Source organism: Flavobacterium sp. CF136, assembly GCF_000282055.1.
In the GTDB taxonomy this organism is placed as follows: domain Bacteria; phylum Bacteroidota; class Bacteroidia; order Flavobacteriales; family Flavobacteriaceae; genus Flavobacterium.
Genome location: NZ_AKJZ01000009.1, coordinates 25093 through 42112, shown reverse-complemented (window position 1 = coordinate 42112; position 17020 = coordinate 25093). Strand labels below are relative to the sequence as shown.

The window sequence follows — 17020 nt, the reverse complement described above, 5'->3', positions numbered from 1 at the left end:
ATACTTTTTGTGATTGTTTTTTTTGGTTTTTAAAAATCAACAGGACTATTTAAGCCCTGCTGATTTTAAGATACTGTTTAAAGTACCGTTTGCCATTTCTTTACTCCCATGTCTTGGTATGGTAAGTTGACCCGGCTTGTTGGCATGTCTATATAAATCATGGTTTGCACCGCTCCTATGTAGATACCAACCATCTTTTGTGAGTATTTTTAATAACTCATTGACTGATGCCATTTAAATTGGTTTTAGGTTAGACAATATTTTAAAGAACTTCCTTATTACTCAACAAATATATAACAATATTGTTATATAACAATATTGTTATAGTGTTTTTTTTAAAATATTTTAAAATAAAAAAGCGCTTCATTTCTGAAACGCTTCAATTAACTAACCAAAAAACAATAAAACTATTCTATTTCTGTAAAATCTACAAAGTAGTTTTTACCCGGTTTAAACACTCCGTCCGCTGGCGCATCATTTGTAATATTCACCTCTATACTGCCATTAGGGGTATATTTTGTGAAATCCGCATTTTCTTCAGCAGTTCCATATACTGCTCTTAATTTAGCTGTTTTACTTCCTTCGAAATTTGTAACTGATTCACAAACGAATTTTGCTCTTACTACTGGCATAACTTTTATATTTATTTATTCACTCCTACTCATTAGCTTTTCGGATCCCGCTATTTTTTCTTTTCAATTTTCATCACCCTGCTTTCGCCACACTCATCAAAATTTATTGATGTAAATTCCTTTTTACCAAATAACCGGGTTTTAATTCCTAAAAATTTCCATTGTCGGCGCTCCCAATAAGCAACAGCATCAGACTTATTTTTAAATTCACGATCATTCACCACAACTTTCAATTTCTGTCCATCAAACGAAACAATTCCATCAACAGTTAGACATTTAGTTGTGTCGCTCCAGGTTTGTTCTTTCGGAATACTGTTTTTGATTGCAGCTACCAACCCAGACACATCAGTTTCGCGCTTTGAAGTATCACGATATTTATAAGAATTAGAAACAATGCTTTCAATTCGGCTTACTTTTATACCGGCATTATCAAGCTTCTTTTTTAAATCTGAATTTTGATACTGAAGATAATCTTTAATCTCGTTAGCCGTCAAAATTTGAGTTGTAAAACGCAAACTATCAGACTTTCGTAACTGGCTTGCATTTTCGGTTTGCCTGGAATTTTCTAATTTTTGGAACTGATAATCTTTATAAAACCAAACCACAGCAATCACTAAAGCAATTACTGCGATGTATTTTATATTTTTCCAAATCAAACTTAACGTAATCATGGATGAACGAAAATTGCAGTTTTCTTATTTCGGTTTCTTCTCATAACCGAACCGCCGTTACTATCATTTCCGACAGCCGTATTACCCTCAATTGTTTCAAATGTGTCGGATGTTAGCCACCTTACAAATATACCGGTATGATCATATCTTCCGTCTGAATTCCAATCAAAAAATACAATATCACCTTCAACCGGTGTACTGGTTATTTGATTCATTTTTTTAAAGTATGCTACAGCCGTTTGACATCCGGCATATCCTTTTGAAAATCCAATTTTTGGTAACATAAAACCTGCCTGAGCATAACACCAACTTACGAAAATTCCACACCAAGCAACACCATCAAGTCCAAACCATTTACTATATTTAGTTTTATTTGAATTGGCTGGCTTTTCTGTTTGTCCAATTTCTTTTTCCGCTATTCTTATTATTTCGTTCATAATTATTCTTCTTTAAATTCTTTTTTAATTTCTTTATAAGACCTGAAAACTGAAAATATTTTATCAATTAAATCATAACCCAATTTTTTCACATTCTCCATAACAATTGAATGAACTTCAAAAACACAGCATATAGCTATTACAACAATTGTTATTGTCCACTTTTCATCAGAAAAAGAAAGCAGAAACGACTTTATCTTAAACATGCTTTGAATTGTTTTAGTTCCAATTATAGCAAACATATACATGGTCATTTTTAGCAACGAAAGACGTAATTTTTCACTTTCAATCACATTATAATAAAACTTTATCTTAAAAAGTAAACGTGCAAAATATTTATGATCCGTAGTATCTTTCGTAGCAAATTGCCCTTTCTTTTTTGCGGCATCTTTTGCAATTTTAAATGAAACCAAAATCCCCGTTAAAAAATCTATAATTAATAAAACTCCCAAAAGCATTAATACTTGTTTTTCAATATGTAAAGTCGATATTAATGCAAGAGTAGGAATTGAAAGGGCAATTCCTTTTGATGTTGTGCTTACTTTTTTAGCAGTCAGTAAAGGCTTTGCCAAATAGTTTATATAATTAGAAATATCCATATGCTTAATTATTTTCGTGGTAAAATTTATCTTCAATACTAACAGCATCAACACAATGATTCTTTCCAAGTACTTTGTCTAAAAAAATACGCATTTTGGTATCTTTTATATGTAATAAAATTAATCCTGTTACAGCCGATATGGTTTGATACCACTTGCCATATTTAATAGATCCTGTAATCTTAAAACAATCATTCAACAACTCACCAGCCCCAGCATTTGCCAGACCATCTAAAATTAGATTTACACTTCTCAGGATTGGAGTAAACTGTTTTGAAAAGGAATAATCCAATTTCCATATGTGTTTACCGCAGGTATAAATTATACCTACTACAAATAGTAATGGAAATATTAAAATTGCCATTATAAAAAGTCCGATTTCGATTATTAGTTTTTTCATTCTGCTGTGAATTCCCAATCAATTGGTGTTAGTCCATAGATAGTATTTCCGCTATCTAGTAAATTTGTCTGAGTGTCGAGCATCAAACCTATTTTCATTTTTTTGCGCTCTCGTTCCGTTTTTGGCAGCAATAAAACTTCTGGGAAATTATCTTCGATGTAAGAATCTAAATAATTAATTTCGTCAGCAGTTTTAGTTACCGATTTGGAATCACGATATGTTTTATTTCCGTCCTCATCCACAACCCAATCAGTAACTGTGAACGTTGTTGCTCCTGATTGGTCAACAATTGGATTTGTCAATTCTATTCTTATTTTTCCTGATTTTTGACTTCTTGAATAATACAAGATAATCTCCTTTGTTTGTATCATAATTTAATATGGATAAGTTCTACTATTACCTCCGTTATATACATAGTCTATTTCAGACTGATTCAACGCTTTATTTTTAGAAACACCTACTTCTTCTATATATCCCTGATGTCTCAAATAAGGGCTTGATAAATCCCAAGAATTCAAACCTATCCTAACGCCATTTGTGCCATTTGTCATTCCAGTATATGTGCCACTATTATTATTTGAAACAGTTTGTAAAACACTGTTTATATAAAATTTCATCCCAGCATTTGTTTTAGATCCATCATCTGTATAAACTAAATTATACCAAGTATTTAAAGAAAAAGGATTCGCCATTTTTATACCCTGATAAATAGAACCGGAAGCATTAAACTTAAAAAACTTTAATTCTCCCTCGTGCAACACAAGCTGCCATTCATTATTCGTACCTGTACCTCGTTTATTTATTAACCAATTACCATAAGTACTCCCACTTATTGCTACAGTAAAAACTGTAAAATTTACCCACATAGACATAGAAAAAGCAAGATCATTCACTCCGTCAGTAAATGAAAAACTATTTGTGTCGGCTATATCTATTCTATCAGTTGAACTATCAAATCTGGCCGCACTCCCTGTTTTTCCAGCAACATAATCAATTCCTGTAGCTGATCCGTTAGGACTTAAACCTGTTGATTCATTTGCGTTTCCATCCAGCTTATAATATGCTGACAAAGAAGCGTTAATTCCTTTTTTATTGCCTAATATTTGTCTTTGAAATAAATTCATAATTAAATAGTTCCAGCCGTTAAATATTCGTTCGAATTTCCAGTATTTAAAAAAGTACAGCTTAGTTTTTCTGCCATTGTGGTACCAACATTGTTAAGCAATGTTACTGAGCCCCCAAGTGACATTGTTAAAGTACAACTCGCTTTTGTTGCAATTGTAACTCCGAAATTAGTTGCCAATCCATTAGGAAGTGTAACTGTATAAGATCCTGTAAGCAAAAGAACCTTTCCGTTATGAGTATCATCCAAAGTGGTATTTCCGCTTATTATTACTACTGGCGTATATCTTGGAGAATAAAGATTGTCGTTGTAAGTTTTAAAAAATGCTTTAAAATTAGTGAGAGAAACCTTTTTTTGTTTATTAGAATCAGCTGAATCAACTACTGAAATACTATCGGCATCAACAGGAGTAGTTTTTGATGTTAAAGAATTTACAAAAGTTCCGAATATTGAATCAGTTAATTTTTGTTGAAAATATGCAATTGCCCCAGCAATGTGTAAATACAAAGATGTAGAAGCTTCATTTCCGACAACCGTTCCAGTTTTATTTGAAGTATTTTCTTTACCTGAAATTGCTGAAGTTATTAAGGCATTAACAGCAGAATTGAAATCTGATAAATCAGAAGAAGTGATAACTACATTTCCTGTCCTACCCGCTACAGTATTAACTCTGTCTGTGTAATCAGCTAAATACCAATTTGAAGCATAAGTAGAAGTACTCGCATTATCCACAACAGCAATTATTCTGTCACCATTGTTAAATTTAACTCCGTCAATAGTAGTTTCAGTTACACCATTAACTAAATAACTCCAGCCAGCTTGTGCAACTCCTGAACCTGGAAATACTCCAGTAGTCTGATCCCAAGTTCCTTTAAGCACAACAGCTGCATCCAACTCATTTACACGAGTCTCAATATCATCTAAATTAACCGCTTGAGTAATTGTAATGAACGATACTTTATTCTTTTCAGCGGTTGTATAATCTTCTGTACTTAGTCCTTTTCCGGTAACTTTATCAACTTTCAAGTCAACATCTTCCATTAAAGCAATAATACCATCTTTACCTTGAAGTTGCTGTATATAATCTCCAATTACATCACTAACAGCAGTAATTGAGACACTTCCATTATCTTCAGATTCTTGGTTTTTATAAAACCTGAAAAAATCTTCAAAAATAGCCGTATAACTATCTGTTGCATCAGATCTGAACTTTGTAATTTGCCTAAAAGTCTTTTCTCCTTCTATATCTTGATTTGAAAATCTATCAACAAAATTATCTCCTGTGATTGGTGGAGTTGGATCTCCAACACTTGAATCTGTTACATCTAATTCAGTTACTAAAACTGTATTTATTGGGATATTAGGTCTGAAAGTTATTCCAGCAGTTTCATCTCCCTGAACCAAAACTATATTATTAGAGGTATTAGCGACTAAAATATCTTTTCGCTGCAAACCGGTAGCACAATATGGAATTGTGATTTCAATAGGTGAAATATTGCCATAATACACATCTGAAATCCTCCAAACAGCATCTGCAGGTATTGTAATTTCATTACCATCTAAAGTTATTTCGCCAATTGAAACTAACATATCGTAGTTCCCTGAATTTAAAATATCAATTAACTGCTGAATACTTATTCTTTGTGAAACTCCGTCAATAGATACATGGATTCTGGATGCAGGATTAATTGTGTCCTGAGGCTCTAATTCATCAATTTTTTTTGCATTATTAGAAGTTGCATTAAGCATTGCCGTAAGTGCAGCTAAACGTTCAGTTACAAATGTTTGAAAACTCATGATGAAAAATTTATTCAACAAATGTAAATATTTTTTATCTATTTATAATAATTCTAAATAGATAAATGAATTAGTTAAAACTTTAATTTTTAATAACTTTGCTTTTATGATTCAACTAATTATACTTTTTTTCGTTGTTGTTGGCGGTTGTACGCTAATTGGTAAGCTATTGGGTAATGCCATATTTACAAATAAAAGTGATTCAAGCTATGTTGATCGTTCAACTACAATAGTACATCATCACCATTATCATGACAATAGAAGTGTGTATGTAGATGGCAAACAATTTAAAGATTTTAAAAAATGAGCACAGTTAATAAATACCTTGATTCCTGTAAAAATTTATTTCAATCTATAAGAGAACTAGATGCGTCTATAGGGTATTTTAACTATGCATTAAATGATCTGTCAAAAAATAACCTTGCTAAAATTTCAAAATTTGATAGGAACACTCTTGATTTTATTCAGGAACATACAAAACTATATTTTTGGGTTTTAGAATTTTTTTATATAGAATTTGAAATATTTCCATATGATGAAGAATTACACCTATTTGACACTATGGAATGTGATGATATAATTGAGCTTATTAAAAAAGATTTTAAAAATGGAAAGTAAATTAGTGAGCCAATACGAATCTTTGAATAAGTCTTTAATGAAAATGAAAGCAGAATACAAAATTACACCTTCAAAATTTCTATTAAAAAATATAGAATATAACTAAAACAAGAAAAGCCACTAAAATTAATTAGTGGCTTTTTTAATTCCCTATAATTCTAGGGAATTAGTAACTTACATATCCGGATTCCGTTGAAATTAATCCTGGAACTTCAATTTCTGTTCCATCAAAATCAAGATTACCACTACCTTGTGAATTATAAACATTGCCGGTTTTAAGCATGTTAGCTGTTAAAACATATAAATTTGATTTCTCCAATGGACCTTCGGTATTAAAACTTCCATTTTTTACATATCCTACACCGTTTAACCAAACTCTCTCATGTGATAAGGCTATCATAATTTTTCTCCAAATTTCTTTTGTTACCGGCTCAAAAACAACTTCATCACCTTCGTATAAATCAGCAGTCAACAAAATTGTATCTGTATCTGTTTTATGAACTTCGCTATCTTCGTCAACTTTACCTCTTATAATGGTATAAGGAATTCTAATTTTAAATTCAATTCCCGTAGAATAGAAAACATCAGTATTAGTGGTATTATAGTAATGAATTTCCAATACATTATCATGTTTCACTTTAGACCAAATTACCTCACTCAAATGTGTTATAGTAGTGAAATTGGGATCCGAATTCACAAGCCTAACTCTAAATTTTTGATCAATGTAATTAACCATATCAATAGAATATTCGTAAACTTCATAATTAAATCTATTGAATATTGATCCGGCGACAACACTAATTTCAGGACCAATGTAATTTTGTGAAAAAACGATTACATCGGCATTCTTGGTTTCATCATACACAATTTGCTCAATCAAAAACCACGCATTCGAAATAACAATATAATTTCCAACGATAGCCCACTCCGGCAATAATCCATTTAATGAATAAGTGCCGCTTACAACATCAGTATCATAGTCATAAGTGTTTCCAGATAAAAAATACACTCCGGTTTTCCCATCTCCTAAATTATACTTTCTGGCATCTCGTTTGTCTTTTATTCCAATATTATTTGTTTTCTTAACTATAGGTACATTCACCTCTGTGAGATCTTCTTTTATCACTGTTGCTACATTTGAAGCGTAATTGCTTTTAAACTGAGTTGCAGGAATATCAGCGCTTTGAAACTGTTGATATTCCTTATATGGTAATTCAACATCAACTTCACAACTCAATGTGTTTTCATCATTTTTATAATTTTCAGAATCTCCCCAAGTTATGCGATTTGCATAACGAATAGAATTAGCTTTTGAGATGTAAAAATATGGTGACTGAATACCAAATTCATTTACTGAAAAAGGCTTATTAAATGAACACCCAAATTGATCACGAACATATAAGGTAAAATTACCAACATCAAGGCCTGAAAAAACATTTTCTGTTTGCCAGGTTGAATTGTTTAATGAATATTCTAAATCTAACCCAGAAGTATTAACGTTTTCAACGGTTACAGTTGCACCATTTGGACTATTATTTACATTTATTGTAAAATTAGAAGCAGTTAAAAGAGATGGTAAAACAATTAATTGTGATACTTGAGTACCATTTACATCTTCTAACAATAAGTTTATAGTATCACCTCTCAACCAGTCAAAAGATAATGGATTGTCAGTATTTGGATTAACAGATATCGGACTTAATATTTTTGTAGCTAACTCATCAGTTTCAACAATTACTTTTACATTTTGACACTGATTTGTTGTAGCGGCATCGAAAGATGTGTCAATTATATTAAAATCAGGCAATGCTTCCTCATTTTCAATAGTAACATCAACATCTGCAGTATTAATATCAACAATAAAAAAAGCATTCGGATAATTGGCTTCAATAATTACGGTTCCAGTGCCTGAATCGGTAGGTCCGTTAATTGAGGTTATTGTAAATTGACTTCCGATGTTGTGATCCAGATTAAAAGCCGATTTATAATAATTTGATATAAAACCAATATAACGATCTGGATGTATTCCATCATCCGGCAAGAAACCAGGTATTTGAGTTTGATAACTTGCGAGTCTAGTTTCTTTAAAAACTTCGCTTAAATATCTTGACTGAGTTGTTTCAGCAATATTTAAAATGTTACCATCAACCGGAACATCATTAAAAACTATTGTTATTTTTGAATTTGCCATAATTTATCTATTTGCTTTTAAAACTCGCCAACTTCCTTTACCGTTTGGCTTTAAGTTCATTAAAAAACCTTTTTCAATCTCATTTTCTTCATTTACAAATTCAACTAATCCATAAAGATTAATAATTCGTTTACCCAGAATTACAGATACTCCATTTACCTGTTGCATCACGTCAAAATCACAAACATGTTCGAATTCAATTTCTTCCGGAATAAAACGAGCATTTTTTAACTCTGAATTTATTATATCGTCATTTTCAGCATACTCATGGCCGCCGATAAGTTGGGTTTTAAGCTGCCTGTTTGCAGTAGAAGACCCAAACTTTAATTTATTTGTGGCATATTTTATAACTGAAGCCGAAATCCACCATCCATGACGTAACAAGCAATTTACAGGAGATAATCTTAAATTGGTTGCAGTTTCCGGGCTAAATATACCTGTAGGTTCTTTCTCAAAATCATCCTGCCATTTTCTTTGAACAAATAGACTTGACAATCCTCTTTTTAAATCCAAAAAGAAAATATCTTCATCGTAACTTGTATCTTCAGTATCGTTTATTGATTTTGGTTTTCTTCTGGCAAACTCCATCCCGTAACTATCTGCTCTATATTTTGAAACTTCAGTAAAAATATTTTTAAGTTTGCTGATTATGGTTGAAAAATTTGACTTTACATTAAATTCATCCAGTCCAAATGCTTCTTCATAATTTCCACCTTTTTCATAACCAACCTCAATAGCTGAATAATACTTATCAATTGCAATGGTTCTTTTTACACTTTTCACCTGATTAGGCAATTTTATAGTGACATTATTGTTGTAGAAAAAACTCTTTTCTTCAATTCTAACTCTTTCAATGTTTCCAATTTTTTCTATTCCAACGCCAATATTTAGAACTGCCTCATTTGAAATAACAAAATCTTTAAATGATGTTGTTAGTGGTTTGAATAAATTAGTTACTTTATTTTGTGTTGGCGTTTCTTCCTTTGGAATTGGTAATTTGTCGAATTTACGGACCCAGAATCCATGAGTAAATCCAATAAACGCACCCGGTCCATCAACAGCATATCCTAAATCAGTTCTTCCAAAATAATCAGAATAAAAAACATTTTTTTTATTCGTGCAAATTGTTACTAATCTATCTGCCAGTTCATGAGCTAATATTGCTTTTGTTGTTGATTTTTCTTCAAAACTATCTTCATCAACATTCAGATCACAATTAATATTGTCAACGCTTATTTCTAAAGTTTGAGAAGACGTATTTATAAAATTTGCATTTTGATCAAAAACTAAACCTAAACTTTCCCCGGCCAATAAAGATATGGTATCTTCAAAATCTATAGAAAAAGTATTTCCATCCAATTCTACAAAATCATGTTTAAAAAATAACATTCTATTTTCTTTAAAAACAAAGTCTCCTCCATCTTTATAAGTAACTATTCTTGCCCAAAATCCAAAACCCTCAACATCATCAAAACTTACTATGTTAACTGTAAATTGAAGTTTTAGTTTTAGTTTTAAATCCCTTCTTTTATCCGAAACTGCAAAAAACAAAATATCTACTTCACCATTATTATGCCTTTCCCATGAATTATCTCCAACTCTTGAATCTGGAATTGGCTCATGAGCATTGTCATGAGAAAAAGCTACTTTCTTTAAAGGTACAGGAATAGTACAACCTCTGGTATTACCATCAGAAGAAGTGTTTCTTAAAAAAACAGAATTTTCGGTTGGATTTATTCCAAATTTAGTTTGAAGAAAAATTCTTCGCCCTTCTAATTCAACATCAATCGTATTTAATTCAGGAATAGCAGTATCATTTATTGTTGTTAAACGGTCAACCTCTACATTCTCTGATTCCCTGGCTTTTAATTCTTGTTCTAAACCTCCGGAATTGAATTTTACAGATACTTGTTTATTTTCACGGCTCCAAGTAGACAAATCCAAAAATCCTGAATACGTCAAAGTCCAAACATCAGTTTGCGGATGCTTTTCATTACGGACCAATTCTATTTCGGCCATGATGCCATATAGATCTAAAATCAACTGAATATATTCCGAAGCATCTTTTACAAATTTTAATGAATTAGAAAACTTAGGGAATATACCATGATACTGTTCGTGTCTGGAATATTCTTTATCATCATCAGTCCATCCTACAGGTTCAATAGTAATTAAATCTCCTAAATCTTTGTTTTTCAATATATACTGAACACGATCATTATATTGTGGATTAATATTTCCCATTAGTTCCAGTTTGTGTTTTTAGATTTCCAAATTGAATGAGGAATATCAATTTTTGGTCCGTGGTAAATAATTGGTTTTTGTTTTTGAATTGCTTTTCTTGTCAATTTCATTTCCTCTAATAATTCTTTGCCGTATGTGGCTTCAAAATGTTGGGAAGCTTGAAAATCACTCATTTTACGTCCTTCCATATTAATACTTGCCATCATTGCTGATCTTTGCAATCTATTATATTCATCAATATTTTTATGAACAGTATCGCCTTCATACAATTGAACAATTTTATTTTTACCTGTTGGAACTTCAACAGCACCACTCCTGCGCTCAATTACCTCTTGAATATACTGGCCGTTAGAACCTACTCCATCATTAAGCATTGCTATTTCTTTCTTACCGCCTTTACGCCCATCTTTATATTTTGGTATTGGAGTAGAAATAATAGTTGCTAATTCAATTGCACCAATTGCAGCGGCTAAAATTGCACCAACATAGCCACTATCTGCAAATCCTTTCATAACCGCCTGAGCTGTGTTAATTGTTGTTTGAACAATAGCAATAGCTTTATTGAACTTGGCTTGTTTTTCCTGTTCTTTTCGCTTCTTTTTTTCTAATTGATCGTTTTTCTTATCGCGTTCTTTTTGAAGCAAATCCTTTTGCTTTTCATCCTTACCGGCTAATTCAATAAGCTTATCATATTTCTCATTGTTTTTTGAAATCTCAGTATCAATATTTTTGATTCTGGTTTCAAAAATTGAATTACCTAAATCAACCAAAGCATTATTTAAATTTTGAGACATTTCTTTGATTTTTTCAACCTTTTCTCTCTCTATCTCTAATCTTTTTTCTTTAGTTAAAGTATCTAAATTTGTTTGCTCTACACTTAATACTTTTCGATAAGTAGCTAATTCGTTTTCTAATTTTTTTATTTTATCAATTGAAATTGCAGAACCGTCAGTTCTAGATTTTTCAGCATCTAATAATTTTTGTATAGTATTAATTTGAGTTTTTAAAGCTTCTTTTGCAGCGTCAGATTCTATTTTTAGCTTTCTTTCTTCATGATCTTTTTTAGCCTTTTCTAATAACGCATAGTTATCACCGGCTAATTGATACTCTGTTTTAAACTGCTCATTTTCTATTAATAACTTATTTTGAACTGCTGTATCCTGAGCCAATAACTGATCTTCAATTCTTTTTTTTACTTCATCAACCTCAAAATCAATTATTTTTTGACGATCCTTAGCTCCTTTTTGGACTAGCCTTTTTTGATCATCCTGAAATCTTTCAATTATTAATTTTTGACCATCAGTAAGTTTCTTTTTAATCTCACCATTTTCAAGCAAAGTTTTAATTTCTAAATCAGAAAGTTCACGAGCAAATTTTCCGGTTTTCTCATTATATTTTCCTAACTGAGTTAATTCATATTCAGCAGCATTCCGTTTTTTTTCAGATTCTAACTGAATATTATCGTTAAGCGCATCCAATTTATCATCATAGAACATTTTATCGTTATTCAGTATTTCATCATTAATATCAATTGCAACTTGAAGTCTGAATTGTTGAAGCTTAAATAGATCTTCTTGTGCCTTTTTTTCAAGTTCATATCTCTCTTTCATTCTTTTTCTCAATGCAGCAAGAGCTTTCTTAGAAAGTTCATTTTTTAATTCTGCATCCTTGACAGCAGCATCTTTATCCAGGTCCTGAAGTTGTTTATTTAATCTGGCTAATTCTTCTGTTGTAAGTTTTGAATTTTGTGTAAGTGAAGATTTTTTTAAATTCAATTTATCTTTCTCGGTTTGAATAAACTGATCAAGTTCCTCAGTGGTTCTACCTTGTTTACTTACCCTAAATCCGCTTTCATTTAATACTTTTTGCTCAATTTGTAACTGAACTATTCTTTGTCTAGAACTGTTAATTTCAGTTTTAGTTCTTTCTATCTCAGCATTTTTTAAATTAGTGTAAACATCAATTGATGATTGAATTACTTCTTTTTTCCTTGCTATTTCTTCTTTATCCAATTTATCTGAATTCTCACCCTGTGCCTTTCTTAATTTTATATCATCTTCAATTGCTTTAAATCTTTCTGCATTAAATTTATCTCTTTGATCAGAATAGAATTTTTCGGTCTTTTCCAGTTCTTTATTTGCCTCAACAATTCGTTGTATATTTTTTTCGGCATCTGACATTTCATCATTGAATACCATGTAAGCAACTATAGCAGCTGATAAAAAAGCAAGTATTAACCCCCATGGAGTAGCTTTTACTGCAATATTCAAACCTTCCTGAGCAACCATTGCTTCCCGGGCAGCTGCTGCCTGAGCAAGAATAGATTTTGTACCTATTCCGGTGGATAAGGCAAATCTAATTTGAGCAGCCGTTGCGGCCGTTGAAATAGCATTCCAAGTAACCATTATAAAGTTTACTGTTCTTAAAACTCCGATATAAGTAAACAATATTGTACCAACCTTTACAATAACATCAATAATTTCTTTAAAGTTATCTCGTATAAATTTTAGAGTTTTAGCTAAAGATGCAGTTCCAGAATTTGCATCATCTGCATTAAGAATATATGCTTCCCATTTATCTTTTATATCAGATAAAATAGACGAAAGGCTTTCAGAAGCAGCAGCAACTTCTTTATTTAAAGCTGCATTGTCTATATATTCCTGCTTAGCTTGTGCCATAGCATTTGCTAACAAATCATAATTTGCAGCTAATGATCCAATTGTTTTAAATGATCTTACTTCATCTAATCCTAATTGGCCTAAAACAACAGCTAAATTTTGCCCTCCTTTTTTTGCATCACTAAGCCCTTTTACAAACTTTACAAATACTCCAGTTGCATCTTTATTAAATTGCTTAGACAATTCTGCCTGAGTTAAATTTGTAAGTTTTAAAACGTTCTCTAAGTTTTTTCCAGTAGCAATAGCTTTATTGATTACTCCAAAAGTCTTTTGAATAGAACTTGCCGAAACCTCAGACTCTGATCCTAAAGAAGAAGTCGCGGCTCCTAATGCTAAAACGCCCTGAGCAGAAGTATTATAAACAGCTACTCCTTTTTGAATTTCAGTAGCGTTTGCAAGAACTTCTTTTTCAGTTGTGGCAAATGAGTTCCCTAATTGTGTAATCACAGAAGCCAAACGATCTGCATTTTCAAAACTATCTGACGAAACCTCAATGAATTTTGCAAACTGCGCAACTTGCTCATCAGAAATAATATCAGAAGTAAGTTTTAATTTTTCAATTGCCTCAGAGAATTTTAAAATATTGGCAGTTCCTGTAACACCTAATTGACCGGCCACCTCAGCTGATTTAATCAAACCCTCAACCGTAACTCCATTCAATCTATCTCCAAGTTCAACAACTTCTCTTCCGAATTGTTTTAAATCTTCTCCAGTAATATTTGTTGTTTTACCAACGGCAATTAATTGACGGTCAAAATCCTTAATTACACTAAAAATATCTTTTACGATTTGTCCAAATAATGCAAGTCCAGTAGCTAAACCAAAAGTAGACATCAAGTCTCTGAATGTTCCGTTTAGACCTTTAAAAGCATCTCCATAATTACCAATATTCTTTGAGTAATTTTTGATAGCAGCATCAACAGCCTTAACTCTTGCATCAAGTTTGTCGAATTCTTTTTGAGCAATTATAACCTCAACTGTATTCTTTTTCTGCGCAGAAATTAAATCAGCCAAACGTTTTTGAGCGTCTAAACGAGCTTTGTTAAGTTTTTCATACGCTCCAACCAAACCCAATCTTTCACGGGCTTGATATTTTAATTCTTTTGTGGTTTCCGCTAATAATATTTTTTCCTCAAGTGTCATTTTAACGCCGGAATCTTTGGCCTTTTGAAGTTTACTCTCAGAATCTGCCAATGCTAATTTGGCTTTTCTTTCCGCTTCAGATAATGCAATAGACGATATCTTAATTTTGTTAGCAGATATTTCGGCAGCTTCTTGTTCTTTAATTGCGGCTATTGCTTGCTGTGTTGCAAGTGTTGCGGCTTGTTTGGCTGTTATATAGTCTTTTTGATTATTTGCAGTTTTAAAATTTTGAACTTCGCTATTTAATTCTTTAACAGATTTAACTAAAACTTCATTCGCATCAATAGCAACTTTCAGCTGTTTGGCGTATACTTCACCAAAATTCAAAGCATCATCAGAAATGATATCTTTTCGTGTAATTATTCCGTTATTATTTGCCATTGTTCTTTTGAATTTGGTTCTGAATAGATTTTATTTTAGCATTCACCTGCTTTTCTGTTGCGTAATATTTATTGTAGGTCACCAGGTTATAATCTGCTCCAATATCATATCCTAAAATTGCAGAGTGACTGGCCATGATATCATCAACAGTATAATCAGTATTTGTGTTTTCTTCAGGATCCGGCAACATGCCTTTATAATATTCAGCTTTAATTATATATGCATTAGCCTCTCGCTCAATTTTATCTATATCAGAATAATATGAAAGAGTATCTTCAATTGATAATTTGTAATTTTTTGAAATTAGAATATTATACATGTCCTCATTAAATTCGAACCTAAGCGAATAACAAGCCATTAAAACAACTTTATGAAGTGTAATAAAAGTGTCAACTTCTTTGGATAATTTGAATATTTTTTTTGATTCAGAAGTTTGATTTTTACTCAAATGCTTATCATAAAGATCATTCCAGATATTCGTTAATTCTTCAATATCAACTTCTTGATTTTCATCACTACATAAGAGTTTTACATTAAGTGTCTCTGAAATTTCAACAAATAATTTATATGGAATTGTATCAAGTGATTTGTAAATCATATTTGAAGTATATTTTTAGAATTTTTTATAAAAAAAGGAAGTAACCTACTTGTGATTACCTCCTTTAATTCTTTATCAGTTAATCCAAATAGCTCATCAGATAGCCAAGTATTGTCTGGTCCATTGCTAAGGATTATTGAATTTTTAGAATCAGTAGAACTAAATCTGATAACTCCTGCAACTTCTTGCATATTGAATCCCTTAAACCAATCACCAGTATCAATACCGGTAAATGGATCTCCTGCTTTTTTATTCCCACCGGATAATATTTCCGTAGCTTCTGAATAAAATCCAATTGGATTTCCGAAAATATCTTTACTATCTTCTGAAATTCTTTTTTTCTCCAGGTCTAGTAAATCTTTTTCAATACTTCTGATATATTTAAAAAGATCATTCTTCAGCCGGTTGGGTTGTAACTTCTTTGACCTTGCCAATTGTTCCTGAAACGTTCCCATCTGATTTTGTTGATCCTGTTGCTATTTTATAAGCCTTTTTTAATTCTTGCTCTCTTTCCTTTGGTTGGAATTTTTTAAAGATGTGATTTGAGCCAAAATCAGCTTTAAATTCCGCAAAGGACTTATTATAGTCCTCTGCGAATTCTATTCCTAAATAAACCTTTTTCATTATGGTGTAACCGTTACAGTTAATGCTTCAGGAGATTCATACATAATTGTTGTTTGAGCAACAACTCCATCTAATGAAATAGTATAATCGGTTGTAAAACCTGTTCCAACAATTTCATAAACTCCATCGGCATCAGCCGGAGTTAAAGTGAATGTATCAGCTGCACCTGTAGGATCTAATAATACAAAATCAGCAGCAACCAAAGATGTCACTAAAGCACCTCCTCCGGAACATCCTGCAGTAGCCGTAAATTTTATTGATGTAGTTGATGCTGTTCCAACTTGTGCCAGTTCAACATCAAAAATTCCTTCCAAATCGGTTTCGGTAAGATCTGATTTTACAATTACAGCATTCAAAACATCGTCTTTATCTGCAAAAGTGATTTCTCCTTTTACATACGGAACTTTGTCTTTAGTTGCGCGAATTCTGGTTACGGTTAATGATTTAATTTTTCTACCTTTTACTTTAACGCCATCAGCAGCAAAAACTCCAGAATAATCACCATCTTCATTGAATTCGAACAGTTCACCATACTTGCCTGAATTTTCATAAGATTTTAAAGCAGCATAAGCACATACGCTGATGTAGCATTCAAATGTTATCTTTTCAACTCCTTTGGCCGTAATTTTAGAAAAGTTACCGCTTTCAAACTTTGTGTCTTCAGTAGAAGCATCTGCCAATTCATAAACCGGAAATAATGGTACTAAATGTTTGTTTTGCTGGGCAGTTTTCCAAGTTGCTACAGTTTTAAATGCTGAAACAGTTGCGAATTCATACCCGTCTGATATGATTGGAATTTGTAATTTTGATTCGATACATTGCTCCTTGAAGCCTGTATTCTTTGTTGCGGCTTCACCGCCACATATTTCTAAGTGTGTACTCAT

17 protein-coding genes are annotated in these 17020 nt (G+C 31.9%); 1 reads left to right on the top strand and 16 read right to left on the bottom strand.

The genetic code is table 11. The features are described 5' to 3' along the window. Nucleotides 1-45 precede the first annotated feature (45 nt). From PMI10_RS03285 to PMI10_RS03245, 9 genes are all read right to left on the bottom strand, one after another. Nucleotides 46-234, bottom strand: a complete 189-nt coding sequence (locus PMI10_RS03285; protein WP_007804455.1) for a type II toxin-antitoxin system HicA family toxin — start codon at nucleotides 232-234, stop codon at nucleotides 46-48. Between the two features lie 173 nt (nucleotides 235-407). Next, the gene (locus PMI10_RS03280; protein WP_007804452.1) at nucleotides 408-632 is read right to left on the bottom strand and encodes a hypothetical protein; all 225 of its coding nucleotides are present in this window, start codon (nucleotides 630-632) and stop codon (nucleotides 408-410) included. Nucleotides 633-682: 50 nt separating this feature from the next. Next, nucleotides 683-1303: a hypothetical protein gene (locus PMI10_RS03275; RefSeq protein WP_007804450.1), complete on the bottom strand. Its 621-nt coding sequence runs from the start codon at nucleotides 1301-1303 to the stop codon at nucleotides 683-685. Beyond that, nucleotides 1300-1740: a CHAP domain-containing protein gene (locus tag PMI10_RS03270; protein WP_007804448.1), complete on the bottom strand. Its 441-nt coding sequence runs from the start codon at nucleotides 1738-1740 to the stop codon at nucleotides 1300-1302. The genes PMI10_RS03275 and PMI10_RS03270 overlap by 4 nt, the downstream gene beginning before the upstream one ends. Before the next feature lie 2 nt (nucleotides 1741-1742). Further along, nucleotides 1743-2339 carry a hypothetical protein gene (locus tag PMI10_RS03265; protein ID WP_007804446.1) on the bottom strand — a complete coding sequence of 199 codons (597 nt, stop codon included), beginning with the start codon at nucleotides 2337-2339 and terminating at the stop codon, nucleotides 1743-1745. A gap of 4 nt (nucleotides 2340-2343) precedes the next feature. Continuing rightward, the gene (locus PMI10_RS03260; protein WP_007804444.1) at nucleotides 2344-2739 is read right to left on the bottom strand and encodes a hypothetical protein; all 396 of its coding nucleotides are present in this window, start codon (nucleotides 2737-2739) and stop codon (nucleotides 2344-2346) included. Then, the gene (locus PMI10_RS03255; protein ID WP_007804442.1) at nucleotides 2736-3110 is read right to left on the bottom strand and encodes a hypothetical protein; all 375 of its coding nucleotides are present in this window, start codon (nucleotides 3108-3110) and stop codon (nucleotides 2736-2738) included. Before PMI10_RS03255 ends, PMI10_RS03260 begins: the two co-directional genes overlap by 4 nt. A gap of 3 nt (nucleotides 3111-3113) precedes the next feature. Further along, nucleotides 3114-3863, bottom strand: coding sequence for a LamG-like jellyroll fold domain-containing protein (locus PMI10_RS03250; protein WP_007804440.1), 750 nt, complete (start codon nucleotides 3861-3863; stop codon nucleotides 3114-3116). Between the two features lie 2 nt (nucleotides 3864-3865). Next, complete coding sequence (locus PMI10_RS03245; RefSeq protein ID WP_007804438.1) at nucleotides 3866-5659, bottom strand: hypothetical protein; 1794 nt, start codon at nucleotides 5657-5659, stop codon at nucleotides 3866-3868. A gap of 303 nt (nucleotides 5660-5962) precedes the next feature. Here PMI10_RS03245 and PMI10_RS03235 point away from each other — a divergent pair, with 303 nt between their 5' ends. Continuing rightward, entirely contained in the window at nucleotides 5963-6277 is a 315-nt protein-coding gene (locus PMI10_RS03235; RefSeq protein ID WP_007804434.1) for a hypothetical protein, read from the top strand. Nucleotides 6278-6443: 166 nt separating this feature from the next. On the opposite strand, the gene PMI10_RS03230 is transcribed toward PMI10_RS03235, so the two are convergent. From PMI10_RS03230 to PMI10_RS03200, 7 genes are read right to left on the bottom strand one after another with little or no spacing between them, the layout of a single operon-like run. Continuing rightward, nucleotides 6444-8468 (bottom strand): hypothetical protein, encoded by a 2025-nt coding sequence (locus PMI10_RS03230; RefSeq protein ID WP_007804430.1) that lies wholly within the window; start codon nucleotides 8466-8468, stop codon nucleotides 6444-6446. 3 nt (nucleotides 8469-8471) lie between these two features. Further along, nucleotides 8472-10712: a hypothetical protein gene (locus tag PMI10_RS03225; RefSeq protein ID WP_007804429.1), complete on the bottom strand. Its 2241-nt coding sequence runs from the start codon at nucleotides 10710-10712 to the stop codon at nucleotides 8472-8474. After that, complete coding sequence (locus PMI10_RS03220; RefSeq protein WP_007804427.1) at nucleotides 10712-14914, bottom strand: hypothetical protein; 4203 nt, start codon at nucleotides 14912-14914, stop codon at nucleotides 10712-10714. The genes PMI10_RS03225 and PMI10_RS03220 overlap by 1 nt, the downstream gene beginning before the upstream one ends. Continuing rightward, nucleotides 14904-15512 (bottom strand): hypothetical protein, encoded by a 609-nt coding sequence (locus tag PMI10_RS03215; RefSeq protein ID WP_007804425.1) that lies wholly within the window; start codon nucleotides 15510-15512, stop codon nucleotides 14904-14906. The genes PMI10_RS03220 and PMI10_RS03215 overlap by 11 nt, the downstream gene beginning before the upstream one ends. Beyond that, entirely contained in the window at nucleotides 15509-15967 is a 459-nt protein-coding gene (locus tag PMI10_RS03210) for a hypothetical protein (protein WP_007804423.1), read from the bottom strand. Before PMI10_RS03210 ends, PMI10_RS03215 begins: the two co-directional genes overlap by 4 nt. Beyond that, nucleotides 15903-16136: a hypothetical protein gene (locus PMI10_RS03205; protein ID WP_035631281.1), complete on the bottom strand. Its 234-nt coding sequence runs from the start codon at nucleotides 16134-16136 to the stop codon at nucleotides 15903-15905. The genes PMI10_RS03210 and PMI10_RS03205 overlap by 65 nt, the downstream gene beginning before the upstream one ends. Further along, nucleotides 16136-17020: a hypothetical protein gene (locus PMI10_RS03200; RefSeq protein WP_007804422.1), complete on the bottom strand. Its 885-nt coding sequence runs from the start codon at nucleotides 17018-17020 to the stop codon at nucleotides 16136-16138. Before PMI10_RS03200 ends, PMI10_RS03205 begins: the two co-directional genes overlap by 1 nt.